The sequence below is a fragment of the Thermophilibacter provencensis genome, assembly GCF_900128445.1.
Classification (GTDB): domain Bacteria; phylum Actinomycetota; class Coriobacteriia; order Coriobacteriales; family Atopobiaceae; genus Thermophilibacter; species Thermophilibacter provencensis.
Genome location: NZ_LT671417.1, coordinates 1,665,661 through 1,683,962 on the forward strand (window position 1 = coordinate 1,665,661; position 18,302 = coordinate 1,683,962).

20 protein-coding genes and 1 riboswitch are annotated in these 18,302 nt (G+C 70.5%); of the genes, 16 read left to right on the top strand and 4 right to left on the bottom strand.

Annotated features, from left to right (window positions below; all coding sequences use genetic code 11):
* Positions 1-32 precede the first annotated feature (32 nt).
* The 3 genes from BQ7391_RS07445 to BQ7391_RS07455 form a co-directional block, all read right to left on the bottom strand.
* Positions 33-503, bottom strand: a complete 471-nt coding sequence (locus tag BQ7391_RS07445) for a type II TA system antitoxin MqsA family protein (RefSeq protein ID WP_075280025.1) — start codon at positions 501-503, stop codon at positions 33-35.
* Between the two features lie 11 nt (positions 504-514).
* Positions 515-853 carry a type II toxin-antitoxin system MqsR family toxin gene (locus tag BQ7391_RS07450; RefSeq protein ID WP_075280026.1) on the bottom strand — a complete coding sequence of 113 codons (339 nt, stop codon included), beginning with the start codon at positions 851-853 and terminating at the stop codon, positions 515-517.
* Between the two features lie 379 nt (positions 854-1,232).
* Positions 1,233-1,463, bottom strand: coding sequence for an FmdB family zinc ribbon protein (locus BQ7391_RS07455; RefSeq protein WP_075280027.1), 231 nt, complete (start codon positions 1,461-1,463; stop codon positions 1,233-1,235).
* Positions 1,464-1,910: 447 nt separating this feature from the next.
* Between BQ7391_RS07455 and BQ7391_RS07460 the strand changes: the two genes are divergently transcribed.
* A complete protein-coding gene (locus BQ7391_RS07460; protein ID WP_075280028.1) occupies positions 1,911-3,269 on the top strand; it encodes a thiamine diphosphokinase in 1,359 nt (452 codons plus the stop codon).
* A gap of 101 nt (positions 3,270-3,370) precedes the next feature.
* Positions 3,371-3,559, top strand: coding sequence for a 50S ribosomal protein L28 (rpmB, locus tag BQ7391_RS07465; RefSeq protein WP_072371255.1), 189 nt, complete (start codon positions 3,371-3,373; stop codon positions 3,557-3,559).
* Between the two features lie 344 nt (positions 3,560-3,903).
* On the opposite strand, the gene BQ7391_RS07470 is transcribed toward rpmB, so the two are convergent.
* Complete coding sequence (locus BQ7391_RS07470) at positions 3,904-5,055, bottom strand: amidohydrolase (protein ID WP_075280029.1); 1,152 nt, start codon at positions 5,053-5,055, stop codon at positions 3,904-3,906.
* A gap of 77 nt (positions 5,056-5,132) precedes the next feature.
* Positions 5,133-5,303, top strand: a riboswitch (Lysine riboswitch).
* A gap of 6 nt (positions 5,304-5,309) precedes the next feature.
* Here BQ7391_RS07470 and BQ7391_RS07475 point away from each other — a divergent pair.
* The 14 genes from BQ7391_RS07475 to BQ7391_RS07540 all read left to right on the top strand — a co-directional run bounded on the left by BQ7391_RS07475 (position 5,310) and on the right by BQ7391_RS07540 (position 18,298).
* On the top strand, positions 5,310-6,614 hold the full coding sequence (locus BQ7391_RS07475; protein ID WP_075280030.1) for a diaminopimelate decarboxylase family protein: 1,305 nt from the start codon (positions 5,310-5,312) through the stop codon (positions 6,612-6,614).
* Complete coding sequence (gene dapA / locus BQ7391_RS07480) at positions 6,605-7,495, top strand: 4-hydroxy-tetrahydrodipicolinate synthase (RefSeq protein ID WP_075280031.1); 891 nt, start codon at positions 6,605-6,607, stop codon at positions 7,493-7,495. The genes BQ7391_RS07475 and dapA overlap by 10 nt, the downstream gene beginning before the upstream one ends.
* A complete protein-coding gene (dapB, locus tag BQ7391_RS07485; RefSeq protein WP_075280032.1) occupies positions 7,488-8,207 on the top strand; it encodes a 4-hydroxy-tetrahydrodipicolinate reductase in 720 nt (239 codons plus the stop codon). The genes dapA and dapB overlap by 8 nt, the downstream gene beginning before the upstream one ends.
* A 499-nt stretch (positions 8,208-8,706) precedes the next feature.
* Positions 8,707-9,408, top strand: coding sequence for a 2,3,4,5-tetrahydropyridine-2,6-dicarboxylate N-acetyltransferase (gene dapD / locus BQ7391_RS07490; protein ID WP_075280033.1), 702 nt, complete (start codon positions 8,707-8,709; stop codon positions 9,406-9,408).
* A gap of 305 nt (positions 9,409-9,713) precedes the next feature.
* On the top strand, positions 9,714-10,061 hold the full coding sequence (locus tag BQ7391_RS07495; protein WP_075280034.1) for an Asp23/Gls24 family envelope stress response protein: 348 nt from the start codon (positions 9,714-9,716) through the stop codon (positions 10,059-10,061).
* A 34-nt stretch (positions 10,062-10,095) separates the two neighbouring features.
* Positions 10,096-11,766 (top strand): DAK2 domain-containing protein, encoded by a 1,671-nt coding sequence (locus BQ7391_RS07500; protein ID WP_075280035.1) that lies wholly within the window; start codon positions 10,096-10,098, stop codon positions 11,764-11,766.
* 5 nt (positions 11,767-11,771) lie between these two features.
* The gene (locus BQ7391_RS07505) at positions 11,772-13,934 is read left to right on the top strand and encodes an ATP-dependent DNA helicase RecG (protein WP_075280036.1); all 2,163 of its coding nucleotides are present in this window, start codon (positions 11,772-11,774) and stop codon (positions 13,932-13,934) included.
* The gene (locus tag BQ7391_RS07510; protein ID WP_075280037.1) at positions 13,931-14,548 is read left to right on the top strand and encodes an RsmD family RNA methyltransferase; all 618 of its coding nucleotides are present in this window, start codon (positions 13,931-13,933) and stop codon (positions 14,546-14,548) included. The genes BQ7391_RS07505 and BQ7391_RS07510 overlap by 4 nt, the downstream gene beginning before the upstream one ends.
* Positions 14,549-14,550: 2 nt before the next feature.
* Positions 14,551-15,060 (top strand): pantetheine-phosphate adenylyltransferase, encoded by a 510-nt coding sequence (gene coaD / locus BQ7391_RS07515; RefSeq protein WP_075280038.1) that lies wholly within the window; start codon positions 14,551-14,553, stop codon positions 15,058-15,060.
* A gap of 142 nt (positions 15,061-15,202) precedes the next feature.
* Positions 15,203-15,700, top strand: a complete 498-nt coding sequence (locus tag BQ7391_RS07520; RefSeq protein WP_075280039.1) for an ATP synthase subunit B family protein — start codon at positions 15,203-15,205, stop codon at positions 15,698-15,700.
* 2 nt (positions 15,701-15,702) lie between these two features.
* Entirely contained in the window at positions 15,703-16,293 is a 591-nt protein-coding gene (locus BQ7391_RS07525; RefSeq protein WP_075280040.1) for a YceD family protein, read from the top strand.
* Positions 16,294-16,416: 123 nt separating this feature from the next.
* Positions 16,417-16,596: a 50S ribosomal protein L32 gene (rpmF, locus tag BQ7391_RS07530; protein ID WP_075280041.1), complete on the top strand. Its 180-nt coding sequence runs from the start codon at positions 16,417-16,419 to the stop codon at positions 16,594-16,596.
* A gap of 404 nt (positions 16,597-17,000) precedes the next feature.
* Positions 17,001-17,990, top strand: coding sequence for a phosphate acyltransferase PlsX (gene plsX, locus BQ7391_RS07535; RefSeq protein ID WP_075280042.1), 990 nt, complete (start codon positions 17,001-17,003; stop codon positions 17,988-17,990).
* 68 nt (positions 17,991-18,058) lie between these two features.
* A complete protein-coding gene (locus BQ7391_RS07540; RefSeq protein ID WP_075280043.1) occupies positions 18,059-18,298 on the top strand; it encodes an acyl carrier protein in 240 nt (79 codons plus the stop codon).
* Positions 18,299-18,302: the final 4 nt, after the last annotated feature.

The following is an 18,302-nucleotide window of genomic DNA, read 5'->3' on the forward strand; positions in this document are numbered from 1 at the left end:
TCCGGGCGGAGGCGCGGCCGTGGCGCCCGGCGCTACGCCTCCCGGGCCGGGCTCGCGCCCGGGCCGGGAGGAAAGTCGATGACGGGGGTCTTTCTGGGGGTGACGCTGGCGCGGCGCATGAGAAGTGTCGCGGCGCCGGGCACCTGGCCGACGAGGCGCATGAGGTTGTCGGCCATGAGGGTCTGCTGCATGTAGCCCGTCTCCCAGCGGCTCACGGTGGGGGAGGACACGCCGAGCATGACCTCGAACTGCTTCTGGCTCACGCCGAGCGACGTGCGGATGGACCGGATCTCCGCGGGCGAGAGCAGGTCGTGGCGCCGGGCGTACTCCTCGTGGATGCGCCGCGTGAGCTCGACCTCGTCGTTGATGTCAATCATGTACTCGCCGCAGCTATCGCACTGGTTGTGGCGAATGCCCTCGATGAAGAACTCCTCGCCTCGATAGGCCTCGCGCATTGTCTCGCACGTCTCGCGCAGCTCGGCTCCGCATTCAGGACAGAACACGACGGCTCCTCTCAATGGATGTAGCCTTCCCAGTTGGCAGAAAGAACGTTTACAACCACACGCTCGTCACGCTCAATGACGAATTTGACGTACCAAAGCTCATCTGCATGGCGCACTTCTCTGTACACATCGGCCCATAGTCCGGGCACGACCGCAAGCTCGACGCTTTTCGAAAAGTTACGGGGCTCAATAGCGTCAAGAAGCCCGACTATGAACCCCCGCTTGTCGAGGACGTCGTACCTGTTTTCGATGAAGTGCCTGATGCGTCCGCTGATCTGTACCCTACGCTGCTCCGCGAGCCCCTTCGCCTCATCCAGGTCATATGTGGGTTGATGTCGCTCCTGCCTCATCCTGCCTCCTGAGTTTAGCGTGACGCTAAATCTAGCGCAACTGTGCCCTCACCCCAGACTATCGAGCGCGCTGCCAAGTTGGCTCTCGGTTGTCTGACGCGTCGCTGACGCTGCAGGCCAGGGACGATGGCGGGCGATGGGGGAAGGCGGATTTGTCGGTGCGCGGCACGCCTCGGCCGGCGGGCGGTCGCTGCGAGATGCCCGGGGCTGCACTCTCCTGACGGGTGCGTCGTTCTTCTCGCCCCGCGTGCTGGAGTGCCGGGAAACGTGCCAGACCTGGCTCCCCGTCCAACCCGGATAACAAAAAGCGCGCTCGACGAGATTGAGGTCAATCTCGTCGAGCGCGCCGCATGCGTTGGGCCGCTTGGTGTCGCGGGGGCTAGTCGCAGGCCCCGCAGCTCTCGCACTTCTCGCTCTTGGGGGCGCCGCCCTTGTTGCGCTGGTCGGTGTTGTAGAAGCCCGACCCCTTGAAGACGATGCCGGAGGGGTCGAAGACGCGCTCGGCCTCGTGGCCGCAGCTGGGGCAGCTGACCTTGGGGTGAGCGCTCATCGGGTGCTCTACCTCGAACGTCGCGCCGCACTCAGGGCAGTGATAGTCATAGCGTGCCATGGTTTCCTCCATGAAGCTCCAAATGTCCAAACGCATGATACTTTACCCAAACTCGCAGCCCGCATGCCCGACGTTTTGGCCGTACACGCGCTCCGCGCAATCGGGGCCCGCCGTCGGGCGCCGCGCCCTGCAATCAGGCGGATAGTGCGAAGAATCGCTGTCCCTCCCTGCAATCAGGCGGATAGTGGGAAGCGTTTTTGGGCCTGCGAAGCGGATTTGGACGCCAACGCCCCCCTTCCGGACGACAAATTGCCTGTTGGCAACTTTCTCGCTATTTCGCCAGATAGGGAAATCGCTTCGCACTATCCGCCTGATTGCAGGGAGGGAGCGGATTTCTTCGCACTATCCGCCTGATTGCAGGGCTTGGCCCTCGGTCGAGGGCGGCCACGGCGCGCCCAGCTGCTATCATGTGCGCTTGATGACCTGGCGGGAGGCGATGGGGGAGCGATGGAAATCACGGGCGCGATCTTTGACTGTGACGGGACGCTCGTCGACTCGATGGGCATGTGGTCTCACGCGTACGAGTGGCTGTGCGAGCGTCACGGAGTCGAGGGCGTGCCCATGGAGCAGGTGGAGTCGCTCGCCCTGCGTGACGCCTGCGCGTTCTTCCACGACGAGCTCGGGATGGAGGCGTCCGCCGACGACCTCTACGAGGAGGTCTGCGCCCACGTGCGCGACGCCTACGAGCACGAGGTCCCGCTCATGCCGGGCGCCCGGGGGTTCCTCGACGAGCTCGCCGCGGCGGGCGTGCCGATGATACTCGCCTCCTCGACCCCGGTCCGGGAGCTGCGCTGCGCGCTCGCGGCCCATGGGATCGACGGCTACTTCAAGGACGTGGTGAGCACGGAGGACGTGGGCGGGCGCGACAAGGAGTTCCCCGACGTCTATCTCGAGGCGCTTCGCCGCCTGGGCACGCCGCGCGCGTCCACCTGGGTCTTCGAGGACGCACCCTTCGGGGTGCGGACCGCCCGTCGCGCGGGCTTTCCGGTCGTCGGCCTCATGAACGACCACGACGGCCGGCGCGAGGAGGACGTCAGGCCGTGGTGCGACGTGTTCGTCCACGGCTACGCCGAGCTCTCGCTCGCCCTCCTGCGCGACTACGAGCGGCCCGCCCGCGCCGCGGGGGAGCCGCTCCGCGCGCTCGTGGTCGCGGGCTCTCCGGAGCCGAGCTCGCCCGCCCTCGTCTCCCTGCTCGCCGGGGAATCCGGCTACGTCGTCTGCGCGGACGGCGGCGCGGACGTCTGCCGCGCGGCGGGCGTCGTCCCCGACGTCTTCTGCGGCGACGGAGACTCCGCGAGCGGCGCCGCCGCGTCCTGGGCCGCCTCAGCGGCGCGCACGCGCGTGACGTTTCCCTCCGAGAAGTACGCGACCGACCTCGCCCTCGCCCTTGACTGCGCGCGGCACGAGGCGTCCCGCCGCGAGGCCCCGCTCGCCCTCACCGTCACCTGCGCCTCCGGCGGTCGCCCTGACCACGCGCTCGCGGTGGTGGGCCAGCTCGCCGGCTCTGGGGCGGCCTCCGCGCGCATCGTCGAGGACGGCTACGAGATGCGCATCCTCTCCGGGGAGGGGGAGCGCGCGTGGCGGCTCGGCCCGGACGCTGCCGGGCGCACCTTCTCCGCCGTCGCCGTGGCGCCGGGGACGCGCATCGACGAGCGCGGCATGCGCTGGGAGCTCGAGGACAGGCCGATGGGCCTCCTCGACGACCTCGGGATCTCAAACGTGGTCACCAGCCCGGACGCCGAGGTCGTCTGCCGCGAGGGCGCCGTCGCGGCGTTCCTGCTGGGCGCAACAAAAAAGCCACAATAAGTTGGGGTTTCTTGTTGCAGCCGCCACCGCATGTGCTATATTCGTACGGCTATGAAAGATGCGGGCGCGAGAGAGCGCCGCGCCCCCGAGGAGGTACGAGCATGTCCAAGGTCTGTGAGTTCTGCGGCAAGCACGCCGTTGCCGGTCATTCCATCAGCCACTCCCACCGTGTGGTGAACCGCACGTTCAAGCCGAACATCCAGCGCGTCACCGTCGTCGTGGACGGCCACCGTCGCAAGGCCAACGTCTGCTCCCGTTGCCTCAAGTCCGGCAAGATCGCCCGCAGCTAGTCCGCTGCCACATCGAGCAACGCTATGGGAGGTCGCCTCGGCGACCTCCCTTTTTGCGTTCGTGGGGGCGCCCGCGGCGGCCCCGGCCCCGTTGCGGGATCCAGGCTCGTGGCAGCCCCGGGCGCCGGGGCGTTGCGCGGATGGGGGTTGTGGCAGCCCGCACTTCTCGCCACCTGCGGTTTTTCTCGACGCCGTTGCGGAAGGGGGGCCTGTGGCAGCGCCGTTCCCGCCGCAGGCCCCATCCCCGCAACGCGCCCGGCCGCGCCGCTGCCATAGCCCCGCCTTCCGCAGCGGGCGCGCCGCCGCCCGCCAGCGCCGACGCCTGCCGCCCTCTGACGCCCGCGCTACGCCATCTGCAGCAGCCGCCGGTACGCCTCCACCCCCGCGAGCAGCACCCGCTCGTCGAAGTCGAACCCGTCGGAGTGGAGCGCGACTCCCGTGCCCGTGCCCAGCAGGAGGAACACGCCGGGTAGGCATCGCTGGTAGAAGGCGAAGTCCTCGGCGATGAGCAGCGGCTCCTCGATGCGCCCCATCCCCGGCAGCGCCCGCTCCACCAGGGAGAAGAGCGCGGCGTCGTTGTCCACGGGCGGGTACCCCTCGGAAAACGTCACGTCGACCGCGCAGCCCTCGGTCCTGGCCGCCCCCTCGGCGAGCGTGCGCAGCGCCCCCCGCGCGCGGTCGAACATCTCGTCCGAGAACACGCGCAGGCTCCCCTCGGCCCGCGCCTCGCCGGCGATCGCGTTTCTCACCGTCCCCGCCTCGAGCCGGCCGAAGCGCAGCAGGCACGGCTCGCCCCACTCGCGCGAGAGCCGCCCGCACATGGCCTCGGCCGACGGAACGAAGCGCGCCGCCGCGGCGAGTGCGTCCGCGCCCTCCTGCCAGCGCGCGATGTGGCTCGAGCGCCCGTGGAAGCTCACCGTGGCCTCGCTCGAGCGCGCGAGGAGCGGCCCCGGGCGGGAGGCCAGCGCGCCCGCGGGCAGGTCGGGCCAGAGGTGGAATCCGAAGATCCGCGTGACGCCCATGCGCCCGAAGACGCCGCTCTCGCAGACGACCCGCGCGCCGCCCGTGGTCTCCTCGGCGGGCTGGAACACGAGGAGCACGTTTCTCGGCAGGTCCTCGGCGCGCGAGCCCGGCTCGCGGCCCGCCATCACGCGGTCGACCCACGCCGCGGCTCCAAGCGCCATCGCCATGTGCCCGTCGTGCCCGCAGGCGTGCATGCGCCCGGGGCGCTCGCTCGCGTACGGGGCGCCCGTCGCCTCGGCCACGGGAAGGGCGTCCATGTCCGCGCGCAGGGCGACCGTCTCGGGCCGGCCGAGGTCGAAGTACGCGCAGAGCGCGCCGCGGCACGGTTCCCACACCTCGCAGGACAGGGCGTCGAGCACGCCCCGCACGTAGGACGTGGTCTCGGGCAGCTCGAAGTCGAGCTCGGGAATGCGGTGCAGGTCGCGGCGCCAGCGCGTGAGGGCGGCGAGCTCCGCGCTCTTCTCGTCAGGCATGGGTCCTCCAATCGTTACGAGAGTATATCAGCCGCGCGTTTCCGGCCGCGCGCGGGCGGGCTCGTGCTAGAGTGACCTCACTCGATAGAGGCGCGGGCGAGAAGATCCGCGGGGCAGCCGGCAGGCGTCACGACCCCGCGGGGAGGCGAGCCCGCCGAACTCGGCGCTCGGGCGCGGGCGTGGGGTGGGCCTGCGGGAAAGACCCGCAGGACTGTCTGCATGAAACCTGCAGGAGCGCTATCAAGGGAGCTTGCATGAAGCAGCCTTTTGTGACCAAGGACCAGCTCGTCGACATCGCCGAGCGGTATCCCACCCCCTTTCACCTGTACGACGAGGCCGGCATCCGCCGCAACGCGGAGGCGGTGCTCGACGCCTTCTCGTGGAACCCCGGCTTCAGGGAGTACTTCGCCGTCAAGGCCAACCCCAACCCCGCGCTCATCCAGATCTTGCTGGAGTACGGCTGCGGCTGCGACTGCTCAAGCTACACGGAGCTCCTCATTGCACGCGCTCTCGGCGTGCCGGGCGAGAAGATCATGTTCTCGTCCAACGACACGCCGGCCGAGGACTTCCGCCTCGCGCGCGAGCTCGGCGCCATCGTGAACTTCGATGACATCTCGCACATCCCGTTCTTCGAGGAGGAGGCGGGGCCGGTGGGCCCGGTCGCGAGCTGCCGCTTCAACCCCGGCGGGCTCTTCCGCCTGGCCAACGGCATCATGGACAACCCGGGCGAATCCAAGTACGGCATGACCGAGGGGCAGCTCTTCGAGGCGTACCGCATGCTCGTCGAGCGCGGCTGCTCCATGCTGGGGCTGCACGCGTTTCTCGCCAGCAACACGCACGGCAACGACTACTACCCCGCGCTCGCGCGCATCCTCTTTGGGCTCGCGGTGCGCCTGCATGAGGAGACCGGGGCGCACGTGGGCTTTGTCAACCTCTCGGGCGGCGTGGGCATCCCGTACCGCCCGGACGAGGAGCCCTGCGACATCCGCGCCATCGGCGAGGGCGTGCGGCGCGCCTTCGAGGAGGTCCTCGTGCCCGCCGGCATGGGCGACGTGGCCATCTGCGCCGAGATGGGCCGCTTCATGATGGGCCCGTACGGCTGTCTGGTCACGCGCGCCATCCACGAGAAGAACATCTACAAGGACTACCTCGGCGTGGACGCCAGCGCCGTGGACCTCATCCGCCCGGCCATGTACGGTGCCTACCACCATATCACCGTGATGGGGCAGGCCGGCGGCCCGGACAAGTCCTCGTGGCCCGCCGCGCGCACCTACGACGTCACGGGCAGCCTCTGCGAGAACAACGACAAGTTCGCCGTGGACCGGGGGCTTCCTGAGGTCGACCGCGGCGACCTGCTCGTCATCCACGACACCGGGGCCCACGGCCACTCGATGGGCTACAACTACAACGGCCGGCTTCGGTCCGCGGAGGTGCTGCTGCGTGAGGATGGCTCCACCGAGCTCATCCGCCGCGCCGAGACGCCCTCCGACTACTTCGCCACCCTGACCGTCCCCTTTGCACGCCTCGCGTACGGGAGAAAGGAATCGCCATGGACATGACCAACCTGACCGGATCGATCGTCGCGCTGGTGACGCCGTTCGCCGAGGACGGCTCCGTCGACTACCCCGCGCTCGAGCGCCTCGTGGACTTTCACCTGGCAAACGGCACGGACGGCATTCTCGTGCTCGGCACCACCGGCGAGTCCTCCACGATGACCGACGAGGAGGACCTCGAGGTCGCGCGCTGCGTGGTGGAGCGCGTTGGCGGCCGCATCCCCGTGATTGGCGGCGCGGGCTCCAACGCGACCTTCGAGTCCGAGCGCAAGGCCGCCGGCCTCGTCAGGATCGGCGTGGACGGGCTGCTCCTCATCACGCCGTACTACAACAAGTCCAACGAGGAGGGCATCTACCGCCACTTCACCGCCGTCCTCGACAAGGTGGACGTGCCGTGCATCCTCTACAACATCCCCGGCCGCACCGGCTGCTCCATCAGCGAGAAGAACCTCGCCCGCCTGGCGCGGCACCCCAACGCATGGGGCATCAAGGAGGCCTCGGGCTCCATCGGCTACGCGACCATGGCCGCCCAGTACCTCTCCGACGACTTCTGCATGTTCTCCGGCAACGACGACATCGTGGTCCCGCTCATGAGCCTCGGCGCCAAGGGCGTCATCTCCGTGTGGGCCGACGTCGCGCCCGCCACGGTGCACCGGATGTGCGCGGACTTCCTCGCCGGAGACGTCGAGGCCGCCCGCCGCGCGCAGCTGGAGAACCTCGAGCTCATCCACGCCCTCTTCTGCGAGGTCAACCCGATCCCGGTCAAGTGCGCCCTGGCCGAGATGGGCATGATCGGCGAGCACTACCGCCAGCCGCTCTGGACGATCTCCGACGCCGGCCGCGAGCGCCTCGTCGCCGCGATGAGGGGGGTCGGTCTCCTTGGCTAGCGCGATCGTCATCGGCGGCGCGGGCCGCATGGGCCGCCTCGTGCGCGAGGAGCTCCTCGCCCGCGGCTTCGGGCTTCTCGGCTCCTATGACGTGGACAACATCGACGAGCTGGACGACTCCGCGCCCGCGGCGGACGTGGCCGTGGACTTCTCCGCGCCCGCGTCGCTGCCGCACACGCTGGCCTACGCGCGCCGCACGGGCGCGGCGGTGGTCTCCGGCACCACGGGCCTCTCTGAGGGGCAGCTGGGCGAGCTTCGCGCGCTCGGCGAGACGAACCGCGTGATCTGGGCGTCCAACTACTCGCTCGGCGTCGCCGCCCTGCGCCGGGCGACGGCGATGGTGGCGCAGACGCTCGCGGGCTGGGACGTCGAGATCGTGGAGACCCACCACAACCAGAAGGTGGACGCGCCCTCCGGCACGGCGAAGGCGCTGCTCGCGGCCATCGACCCGGAGGGGGAGCGCCGCGTGGTGAACGGGCGCGCCGGCCAGGTGGGCGCGCGCGTCCCCGGCGAGGTCGGCATGCACGCCATCCGCGGCGGCACCGTCGCCGGCACGCACGAGGTGCACTTCTTCGGTCCCGACGAGGAGGTCTGCCTCACGCACCGCGCCACGAGCCGGCAGATCTTCGTCACCGGAGCCGTCGCGGCCGCCGCCCGCCTGCTCGAGCGCCCCGCGGGGTTCTATGACTTCGACGCGCTGATGTTCGCGTGACGCGGTTCTTCTCGCCGGGCGGGTTGAGCGGCCCGGGTCGTCTGGGCGACCCGGGTAGGCCGGGCGGTACTCAGTTCCGCATCTGCGCACGGTGCGGCGCGCAGTTGCGGAACTGAGTACGGCACCGTACACACATCCGGAACTGAGTACCGAGCGGGGGCCTGTCCGGTACGCAGATGCGCATCTGAGTACCATCTCGCGCCGGGGCCGTACGCACATCCGGAACTGAGCATGGTGCCGTACGCACATCCGGAACTGAGCACGGCGCCGTACGCAGATGCGGAACTGAGCACGGCGCTGCACGCAGATGCGGAACTGAGTGCCGCGCCGTGCTCAGACTCGGAAGTGAGTACCCGCCGCTATGGCGGACACCCCACCGCGGCCGCCGTACCGCCGCAGCCGCCAGGCCCAGCCGCGCTCAGGGCGAGAAGAGCCGCGGGCCGCTACCATGAGACAATCAGGCAACGAGGCGGGAACGCCGCCCGGAAGGAGGCGCGCCATGGACGCGCAGGAGATCATCGACTTCATCGCAAACGCCCCCAAGAAGACCCCGGTCAAGGCCTACGTGCGCGCGAGGGAGGGCGCGCGGCTCGACCTCTCGGCCGCCGAGCACGCCTTCGGCGCCGGCGATGCCGTCGTCTTTGGCGACTGGTCTGAGCTCGGCCCCGCGCTCGCGGCGCAGGCCGACAAGATAGACGACCTCGTGGTGGAGGCGGACCGGCGCAACTCCGCGGTGCCGCTTCTCGACCTCAAGGGCGTGAACGCGCGCATCGAGCCGGGCGCCATCATCCGCGACCGCGTGGAGATCGGCGACGGCGCCGTCATCATGATGGGCGCCGTCATCAACATCGGCGCCGTCGTCGGCGAGGGCACCATGATCGACATGGGCGCCGTGCTCGGCGGCCGCGCCATCGTGGGCGCGCGCTGCCACGTGGGCGCCGGGACCGTGCTCGCCGGCGTGGTGGAGCCCGCGAGCGCCACGCCCGTCGTCGTGGAGGACGGCGTCATGATCGGCGCAAACGCGGTGGTCCTCGAGGGCGTGCGCGTGGGTGCGGGCGCCGTCGTGGCGGCCGGCGCCGTCTGCGTGGAGGACGTCCCCTCCGGCGCCGTCGTGGCCGGCGTGCCGGCGCGCGTCATCAAGATGCGCGACGAGCGGACGGACGGCAAGACGGCCCTCGTCGAGGAGCTCCGCCGGCTGTAGCCGCCCGACCCCGCTCGACGCATCGCTCGTAAGGCGTCGCCAAGCCCCCGCACGACTGGTCTGCGGGGGCTTGGCGACGCTTCCTCGCACGAATCTGTCGCCTTGGCCCCGCACAGCTGCCGTGCGGGGGAGACGCGACATATCCGGAGGGGAGATCGCCGCCCCGGCCCCGCTCATCGCCCGCGCGGGGGAGGCGCGACGGATTCCGGGCATGCGGGCCCGCCCCGCCGCCGCGTTCTTCTCGCCCGCGCTATAATCAGGTGGATTCCGATAAGGAGCACTTCCTGCCAGCGAGAGGAGACCGCATGTCTGGTGTCGTTCCGGGAACGCTGAGGGTGTCAAACGACTGCATCGCCGACCTCGCCGGCTACGCCGCGCTCGAGTGCTACGGCGTCGTCGGCATGGCCGAGATTGACGAGCAGGCCGGCGTCGCGCGCCTGCTGCCGTCCTTCCGCCTGAGGAAGGGCATCGACGTCGCCTCCGTGGGCGGCCGCGTCGCCGTTGACCTCCACGTGATCGTGGAGCAGGGCGTCAACATGTCCTCCGTCGTGGGCAACCTCACGAGCTCGGTCAAGTTCCTGCTCAAGCAGATCGCCGAGCTCGAGAACGTTGACGTGAAGGTGCACATCGTGGGACTGCGCAACGCGCGCTAGGCGCCCCCGTCGAGAAGAACCGAGGTACCCCAAGATGATTTCGACCGTCATCCGCACCTGCTTCCCCGTCGCCGCCAAGGTCGTGGCGGACCGCGCGGAGGAGATCAACAAGCTCAACGTGTTCCCGGTCCCCGACGGCGACACCGGCACGAACATGTCCCTCACGCTCAACACCGTGGTCAAGGAGGTCGAGGCCCTTCCCGCGGGCGCCTCGATCGACGACATCGCCAAGGCCATCACGCACGGCTCGCTCATGGGCGCGCGCGGCAACTCGGGCGTCATCACGAGCCAGATCCTGCGCGGCATCGCCGAGGGCCTCTGCGACGCCAAGAACCAGGAGCACCCCACGCCCGCCGACATCGCGCACGCCTGGCGCCGCGGCGTCCGCGTGGCCTTCAAGGCCGTCCGCAAGCCGGTCGAGGGCACCATCCTCACCGTCCTGCGCGACGTCTCGGCCAAGGCCGACCAGCTGGAGAAGCGCCGCGACCTCACCTGCCACGAGATGCTCGACGCCCTCGTCGTCGAGGCCTACGAGTCCGTGGCGCGCACGCCGGAGCTCCTGCCCGTCCTCAAGGAGAACGGCGTCGTGGACTCGGGCGCCTTCGGCTTCGCCACGTTCCTCGAGGCCTTCGTGAACGCCGCGACCGGCAAGGCCGGCGAGCTCACCGACTTCAAGACCACCGTCGACGCCAAGGCCGACGTCTCCGCCAAGGTGCAGATCGAACTCAACGACGACTGGGAGGGCTCGGAGTTCCGCTACTGCAACGAGTTCCTCTTCAAGGCCGAGAAGGACTTCGACGTCGACGCGTCCCTGGCCTACCTCGCCACGCTCGGAGACTGCGAGCTCATCGTGGGCGCCTACCCCGACTTCAAGGTCCACGTGCACTCCAACGAGCCCAACCGCGTGCTCGAGTACATGCTTCAGTTCGGCCAGGTCTATGAGGTCTTCATCCACAACATGGACATGGAGTCCCACGACCGCACCGCCAAGATCGCGGCCGACCAGGCCGGCGAGGCCGAGAGGGACGCGGGCCCGCGCAAGGCCCTCGGCTTCGTGGCCGTGGCCGCCGGCTCGGGCGAGGAGGAGATCCTGCGCTCGCTCGGCGTCGACGTGGTGGTCTCCGGCGGCCAGACGATGAACCCGTCGACGGCCGACATCCTCGCCGCCATCGAGGAGGCCAACGCGGACAACGTCATCGTCCTGCCGGGCAACGGCAACATCCGCATGGCCGCCGAGGCCGCGGCCTCGGCCTGCGAGGGCTCCAAGGTCGCCGTGGTCCCCACCAAGACCGTGCTCCAGGGCTTCTCGGCGATGTTCGTCGTGGACCCGGAGGGCACGCTCGAGGACAACGTCGAGGCGATGACCGAGGCCATCGCCGACGTGCGCGGCGGAGAGGTCACCACCGCCGTGCGCGACTCCCAGGCCGCCGACGGCAGCCCCATCCACGCGGGCGACGTCATGGGCATCCAGGACGACTCCATCGACGTCGTGGGCTCCTCCGTGAAGCAGGTCACGCTCGACCTCATCGCCAAGATGCAGGACGAGGAGGAGGGCGACTCGCTCACCATCCTCGCCGGCCAGGACATGGACGACGAGGCCTTCGAGGCGCTCGTCGCTGCCATCGAGGAGGCGCAGCCCGACCTCGAGGTCGACCCGCACCGCGGTGAGCAGCCCCTCTACCCGGTGATCTTCTCCATAGAGTAGGTCCCTTGGCGGCGCGACCGTCCATACCGTCAGCTGCGGAGAGGGTGCAGAGAACCTGCGCCCTCTCTGACTCTGTGTCGCGCCTGCGCTACGTCTCGGGCGCGCGCGAGGAGGCGCTGCGCCGCCTGGGGATCGCCCGCGTGCGCGACCTCATGCTGCACGTGCCGCACCGCTACCTCGACTTCACGCGCGTGACCGAGATCGCCCGCGCGGACGTGGGGACGGACGCCACGATCGTCGCCACGGTCGACCGCGTCGAGCTCAAGCGGCCGCGCCCCCGCATGCAGATCGTCGAGCTCTCGGTGATCGACGAGACGGGCGTGCTCGTGGCCACCTTCTTCCGCCAGCCCTGGATCGCCGAGCAGGTGCACGTGGGCGACCGCGTCGCCCTCTCCGGCAAGGTGGAGTTCTCCTACGGCTTCAAGCGCATGAAGGCCCCGTTCCACGAGGTCCTGGGCCCCGCCGCCGGGGCGGGCGGCTACGCCCGCGTGCTGCCGGTCCACCCGGTGGGGGAGGGCGTCACCGCCTCGTGGATGCGCCGCATCGTGGCCGCGGCCCTCGCCGACGTGGGCGACGTCTGCGACTGGCTCCCGGCGGGCCTCGTCGCCCGGCGCGGGCTCATGACGCTCGCCCGCGCGCTTCGCGAGGTGCACTTCCCCACGTCCGTCGCGGCGGCGGGGCGCGCCCGGCGGCGCCTTGCCTACGACGAGCTCCTCTGCCTGCAGCTCGCGCTGCTCTGCCGCCAGAGCATGGAGCTCGCCGGCGTGGAGCCGGTCTCGCACGTGACCGCGGGGCCGCACATGGACGCCCTTCTCGCCGCGCTGCCCTTCTCGCTCACCGACGAGCAGCGTGCCGCCGCCGACCAGATCCTGGCCGACATGGCCGCGCCGCGCGTGATGAACAGGCTGCTTCTGGGAGACGTCGGCACCGGCAAGACCGCCGTCGCCGCCGTGGCGCTCGCCGCCGTGGCAGACACCGGGACGCAGGCGGCCGTCATGGCGCCCACCTCCGTCCTCGCCCGGCAGTACGCCGAGAAGCTCGGCCCCGTCCTTGACGAGGCGCGCGTGAGCTGGGCCCTCGTGACCGGCTCCACGCCCGCCGACGAGCGCGCCATCGCCGAGATGGCCGCGGCCCGCGGGGAGCTCACGGTGCTCTTTGGGACGACGGCGCTCCTCTCCGAGGGCATCGAGTTCGCCGCGCTCTCGCTCGCGGTGATCGACGAGCAGCACCGCTTCGGCGTCGACCAGCGCGCGGCGCTCCGGCGCAAGGGGGCGGGCGCGGACCTGCTCGCCATGACGGCCACGCCCATCCCGCGCACGCTCGCGCTCTCGCTCTACGGGGACGTCGAGCTCTCGGAGATCAGGCGCCGCCCGCGCCCCGGCGCCGGCGTCGAGACCCGGCTCGTGACGCCCGACAGCCTCGACCTCGCCTGGGGGGCCATCCGCGAGGCGGCGGCCGCGGGGCGCCAGGCCTACGTGATCTGCCCGCTCGTCGACGACGCGGACGACGGGGCCGAGCTCGACGACGTGCCGGAGGGCCTCACCTCGGCGGCGCCGCGCCTGCGCTCGGCCACCTCCACCCTCGCCGACCTGCGCTCGCACGTCCTGCCGGAGCTCTCGTGCGACCTTCTCACGGGCCGCATGGCGGCGGGCGAGAAGGACCGCGCGATGGAGCGCTTCCGCTCCGGGAAGACGCAGGTGCTCGTCTCAACGACGGTCGTCGAGGTGGGCGTCGACGTGCCCAACGCCACCGTCATGGTGGTGCTCGACGCGGACCGCTTCGGCCTCGCGACCCTGCACCAGCTGCGCGGCCGCGTGGGCCGCGGCGACGTCGCGGGAACCGTCTTCCTCTCGAGCGCCGCGAAGCGCGGCTCCACCGTGAGGAGGCGCCTCTCCGCGCTCGAGCGGACGTCGGACGGCTTCGAGCTGGCGGAGCTCGACCTGCGCCTGCGCCACGAGGGCGAGGTGCTCGGCTATCGCCAGCACGGCGGCGTGACGCTCAGGATCTCCGACCTCGAGGCGGACCGCGACCTCGTCGAGGCCGCGCACGCCGACGCCCGGGCAATCGCCGACGAGGACGCACGCCTGCGCGCGCCCGCCCATCGGGCGATGGCGCTCGAGGTGCGCGACCGCTTCGGCGCCTACTTCGAGGAGCTTGACCGAGCATGAGGATCGTTGGGGGAAAGTGGCGCGGGCGCGCCATCGAGGCGCCTCGGGGGCGCGACGTCACGCGGCCGACGACGGACCGCACGCGCGAGCGCGTGGCGTCGATGGTCCTCTCCGCCATGGGGCTCGACCTCTCGGGCCGCGCGGTGCTCGACGCCTTCGCGGGGTCGGGCGCCATGGGGTTCGAGCTGCTCTCGCGCGGCGCCGCGCGGGCGACCTTCGTGGACCGGGACCGCAGGGCCGTGGCGCTCGTCCGACGCACCGCGGCCTCGCTCGGGGCGCGCCCCGGCGAGTTCTTCTCGCTCGCGGGCGACGTCTGCGCGCTCGCGGGCCGGGGGCTTCCGGGCGCGCCCTTCGACGTCGTCTTCCTCGACCCGCCCTACGCCATGGGGGCCGACGCCGTGAGCGGGCTCGTCTCCGGGCTAGCCGGGACGGGCCAGCTCGCCCCGGGCGCCGTGGTGGTGTACGAGCACGCGGCGCGCACGCCCGGGCTCTCGTGCGCGGGCCTCGACCTCGTCCGCTCGAAGACGCACGGCGTCTCCACGGTGGACCTTATGACCTATGACACCCCGTCCGGGGGCGCGCACGCCCCCGCCGCGGGGCCGGAAGGGGAGTGAGCATGAGCTCTGAGACCATCACCCACGTCGTCGTCCCGGGCACCTTCGACCCGGTGACGCTCGGGCACGTCGACGTCATCCGCCGCGCCCGGAGGCTCTTCCCCCGGGTGACGGTGGCCGTGGCCGCCTCCGTGAACAAGCACGGGCGGGGCACCGCCTTCACCCTCGAGGAGCGCGCCGACATGATCCGCGAGGCCATCTCGCTCGAGGGCATGCCCGCCGACATCGAGGTCATGCCCTTCACCGGGCTTCTCGTCGACTTCTGCAAGGAGCTCGGCGCGGGCGGCGTCGTGAAGGGCCTGCGCGCCATGACCGACTTCGAGTACGAGCTGCAGCAGGCGGACCTCAACTTCCACCTCTCTCCCGACATCGAGTCGGTCTTCGTCATGTCGAGCCCCGAGTACGGCTACGTCTCGTCCTCCATCGTGCGCGAGATCGCGTCGATGGGATCGGACGTGAGCAGCCTCGTCCCCGCCAACGTGGACGCGCGGCTGCGCGCCCACTACGCCTGACGGGCCCGCCCACCGGATCCCTGACGTTCTCGTTGAGCAGGGCGTCCGCTGCCTTCGCCCGTCCCGAATCTGCTACCATACTGTGAGATAGGGCTCGACCATCGGGCTTGGCGCCCGACGAATCACGCGAAAGGAACCATAGATGCAGCCAGGTGAGGAGATCGAGAGCTTGGTCGACGAGCTCGAGCAGATCGTGACCGAGGCTAAGTCCCCGATCATGGACAGCGGGCAGAAGAAGATCGTCGACGCCCAGGACATCTACGAGATCCTGGACGAGATTCGCCGCGTCTTTCCCCAGGAGTTCGCCGACGCGCGCCGTATCCTCAAGGAGGAGCAGGAGACCATCGACCGCGCCCAGCAGCAGGCGAGCTCCATTATCGCCGACGCGCAGCAGCAGGCGATGATCCTCGCGGGCGACCAGGAGATCGTCCGCCTTGCCCAGCAGCAGGCCGACGGCATCCGCGACCAGGCGGCCCAGTACGAGCGCGACACCCGCTACAACGCCGAGGAGTACGCCGACACGGTGCTCGCCCACCTCGAGGAGAACCTCAAGAGCCTCACGAGCTCGGTCACGCGCGTGCGCCAGACGCTCGACGAGAACTCCGGCCCGCGCAACACCACCAACAACGTCCCCTGGTAGCCATGGACCCCATCATCCTTCCCATTGACGAGCGCCTCGCGGCCGCGGGCGACACCTGGTCGCTTGCGGGGCATCTCGACGAGCCCGGCTACGCCGTCGGCGACCACGAGTTCTCGCTTCCCTCCGGCATCGACTACGACGTCGTGCTCACCAACTCCGGCGAGGGCATCCTCGCCACGGGCATCCTGCGCGCCCACGCGGTGGGCACCTGCGACCGCTGCCTCGAGGACGCCGAGTTCGACGTCGACGCCGAGGTGGATGGCTACTACCTCTTCGAGGAGCCCGAGCAGCTCTCCGACGACGAGGACGAGGTGGACTTCGAGCTCGTCTCGGCCGACCGCACGATCGACCTCTCGGGCGCGCTCGTCTCCGCGCTCGTGATGGAGACGCCCTTCGTGGTGCTCTGCCGCGAGGACTGCGCCGGGCTCTGCCCCGTGTGCGGCGCCAATCTCAATGAGGAGGACTGCGGGCACGCCGCGCAGATCGAGGCCCAGCGCGAGGCGGACCGGATTGCGTCCTCGCCCTTCGCGGCGCTCGCCGGCCTCGACCTCGGCGGGGAGCGCCCCTCGGGCTCCGCGCCCGACGCGGAGTGAAGAATTGCTGATGGGGTGTTCTTTGTCCCGCCCAGTCGTGCTATAGTGTCTCTTCGCATGACTGGCGATACGCCATCTCCGTGCGTGCGGAGGGGCAGAGGTTTGTGAACAGGAGAGTCTGACATGGCAGTACCCAAGCAAAAGAAGGGCCGCGGCGCCACCCACACCCGTCGTTCGGCCAACAGCAAGCTCGAGGCCTCGGCCCGTTCCGTGTGCCCCCAGTGCGGCGCCCCCAAGCTCCCGCACCACGTGTGCCCCAACTGCGGTCACTACAAGGACCGCGAGGTCATCGTCACCGAGTAGGCGCGCCAGGCCGATCCATCGGAGCCTTCGGGGCCGTCCCGCCTAGGGACGGCCCCGTTTCGTGTGGCGAGGGGCCCCGGCGGCAGGTTCCTCTCGCCGCGCGCCACGTGCCGGCCTCGGCCCCACGCCCCGCTCGCGCCTCCGCCGAGCATGCCTCCTCGCACGGAGGTGACGGATTCGGGGCCGGGACCGTGCGCCGGGGCATGCTCGGCGGTTCCGTGCGCGGGGGCATGCTCGGACGGGCCGGCGCCTCCTCGAGAGCGGGCTGCCGGTGTCTCGGGCATGCCCGGGCGCACGCTCCTGGCCGTCGCGCGGCTCGCGCGGCGAGAAGAACGCGCGCCTGCTGATTGCGGCATAATGAAGGGGTATGTGACGGGGCGCGACCGCCCCACTAAGGAGGAAGCATGACCACCATCTGCGTCGACGTCATGGGGGCGGACAAGGAGCCGCCCGTCCTTCTCGAGGGCGTCGAGGCCGCGCTCGCCGCCGACCCGGAGCTCGAGGTGCTCGTCGCCGGGGCGGCCGACGTCGTGGAGCCCTTCGCGGCGTCGCACGACCGCGCCCGCGCGCTCGTCACCACCGAGGTCATCGCCATGTCCGAGCATCCCGCAAGCGCCGTGCGCGTGAAGAAGGACGCGAGCATCGTGCGCGCCGCCGCCGCGGTGCGCGCGGGCGAGGCCGACGGCCTCTTCTCGGCCGGCTCCACCGGCGCCGTGCTCACGGCCGCGACCTTCGGCGTGGGCCGCATCAAGGGGATCAAGCGCCCCGCGCTCTCGCTGCCGTTCCCGGGCATCTCGGGCAAGCCGACCGTGTTTCTCGACATGGGCGCCAACGCGGACGTCAAGCCGGAGGTGCTCGTGCAGTTCGCCCACATGGGGCGCGCCTACAGCCGCGCGATCCTCGGGGTGGACGAGCCGCGCGTGGGCCTGCTCTGCAACGGCTCCGAGGACACCAAGGGCTCCGAGATGGCGCTCGCGTACCACGCCGCGCTCGAGGCCGGGGACTGCGGCTTCGCGGGCAACGCCGAGGGCACCGACCTGCTCGCCGGGACCTTCGACGTCATCGTTGCGGACGGCTTCACCGGCAACGTGGCCCTCAAGTCCATCGAGGGCACGGGCAAGTTCGTCATCAAGCGCCTGAAGGCGGCGATGGGCGCCTCGCTCGGCAACAAGATCGGCATGGCGCTGCTCGCCAAGTCGCTCAAGTCGCTCGCCGCCGAGATGTCCGGCGACGAGTACGGCGGCGCCATCCTGCTGGGGCTGCGCGCCCCGGTGGTGAAGGGCCACGGCGCCACGAGCGCCCGCGCCGTCTGCCAGGGCACGCTCGCCGCGGCAGCGGCCGTGCGGGCCGGGCTCACCGACAAGATCGCCGCCGCCTGCGACATCGCGGGCTAGGGCCGGGCGCGCCGACGCGTCCCCGGACGGGTAGAATCACGGGGGAGACCCCTTCGGAAGGAGACACCATGGATCATGAGGCCACGCTCGCAAAGGTCATCGAGGTCGTCGACGACACGCTGCAGCTCGGCGAGGGCGTGCAGCTCACCGAGGACACCAACCTCAAGGAGCTCGGCGCCGACTCGTTCGACCTGCTCGAGCTCGTGACCGCGCTCGAGGACGAGTTCGGCATGACGTTCCAGGACGACGCCGTCGGCAGCATCGTGACGGTCGGCCAGGTCGTCGCCGCCATCGAGGCCGCCAAGTAGGGGG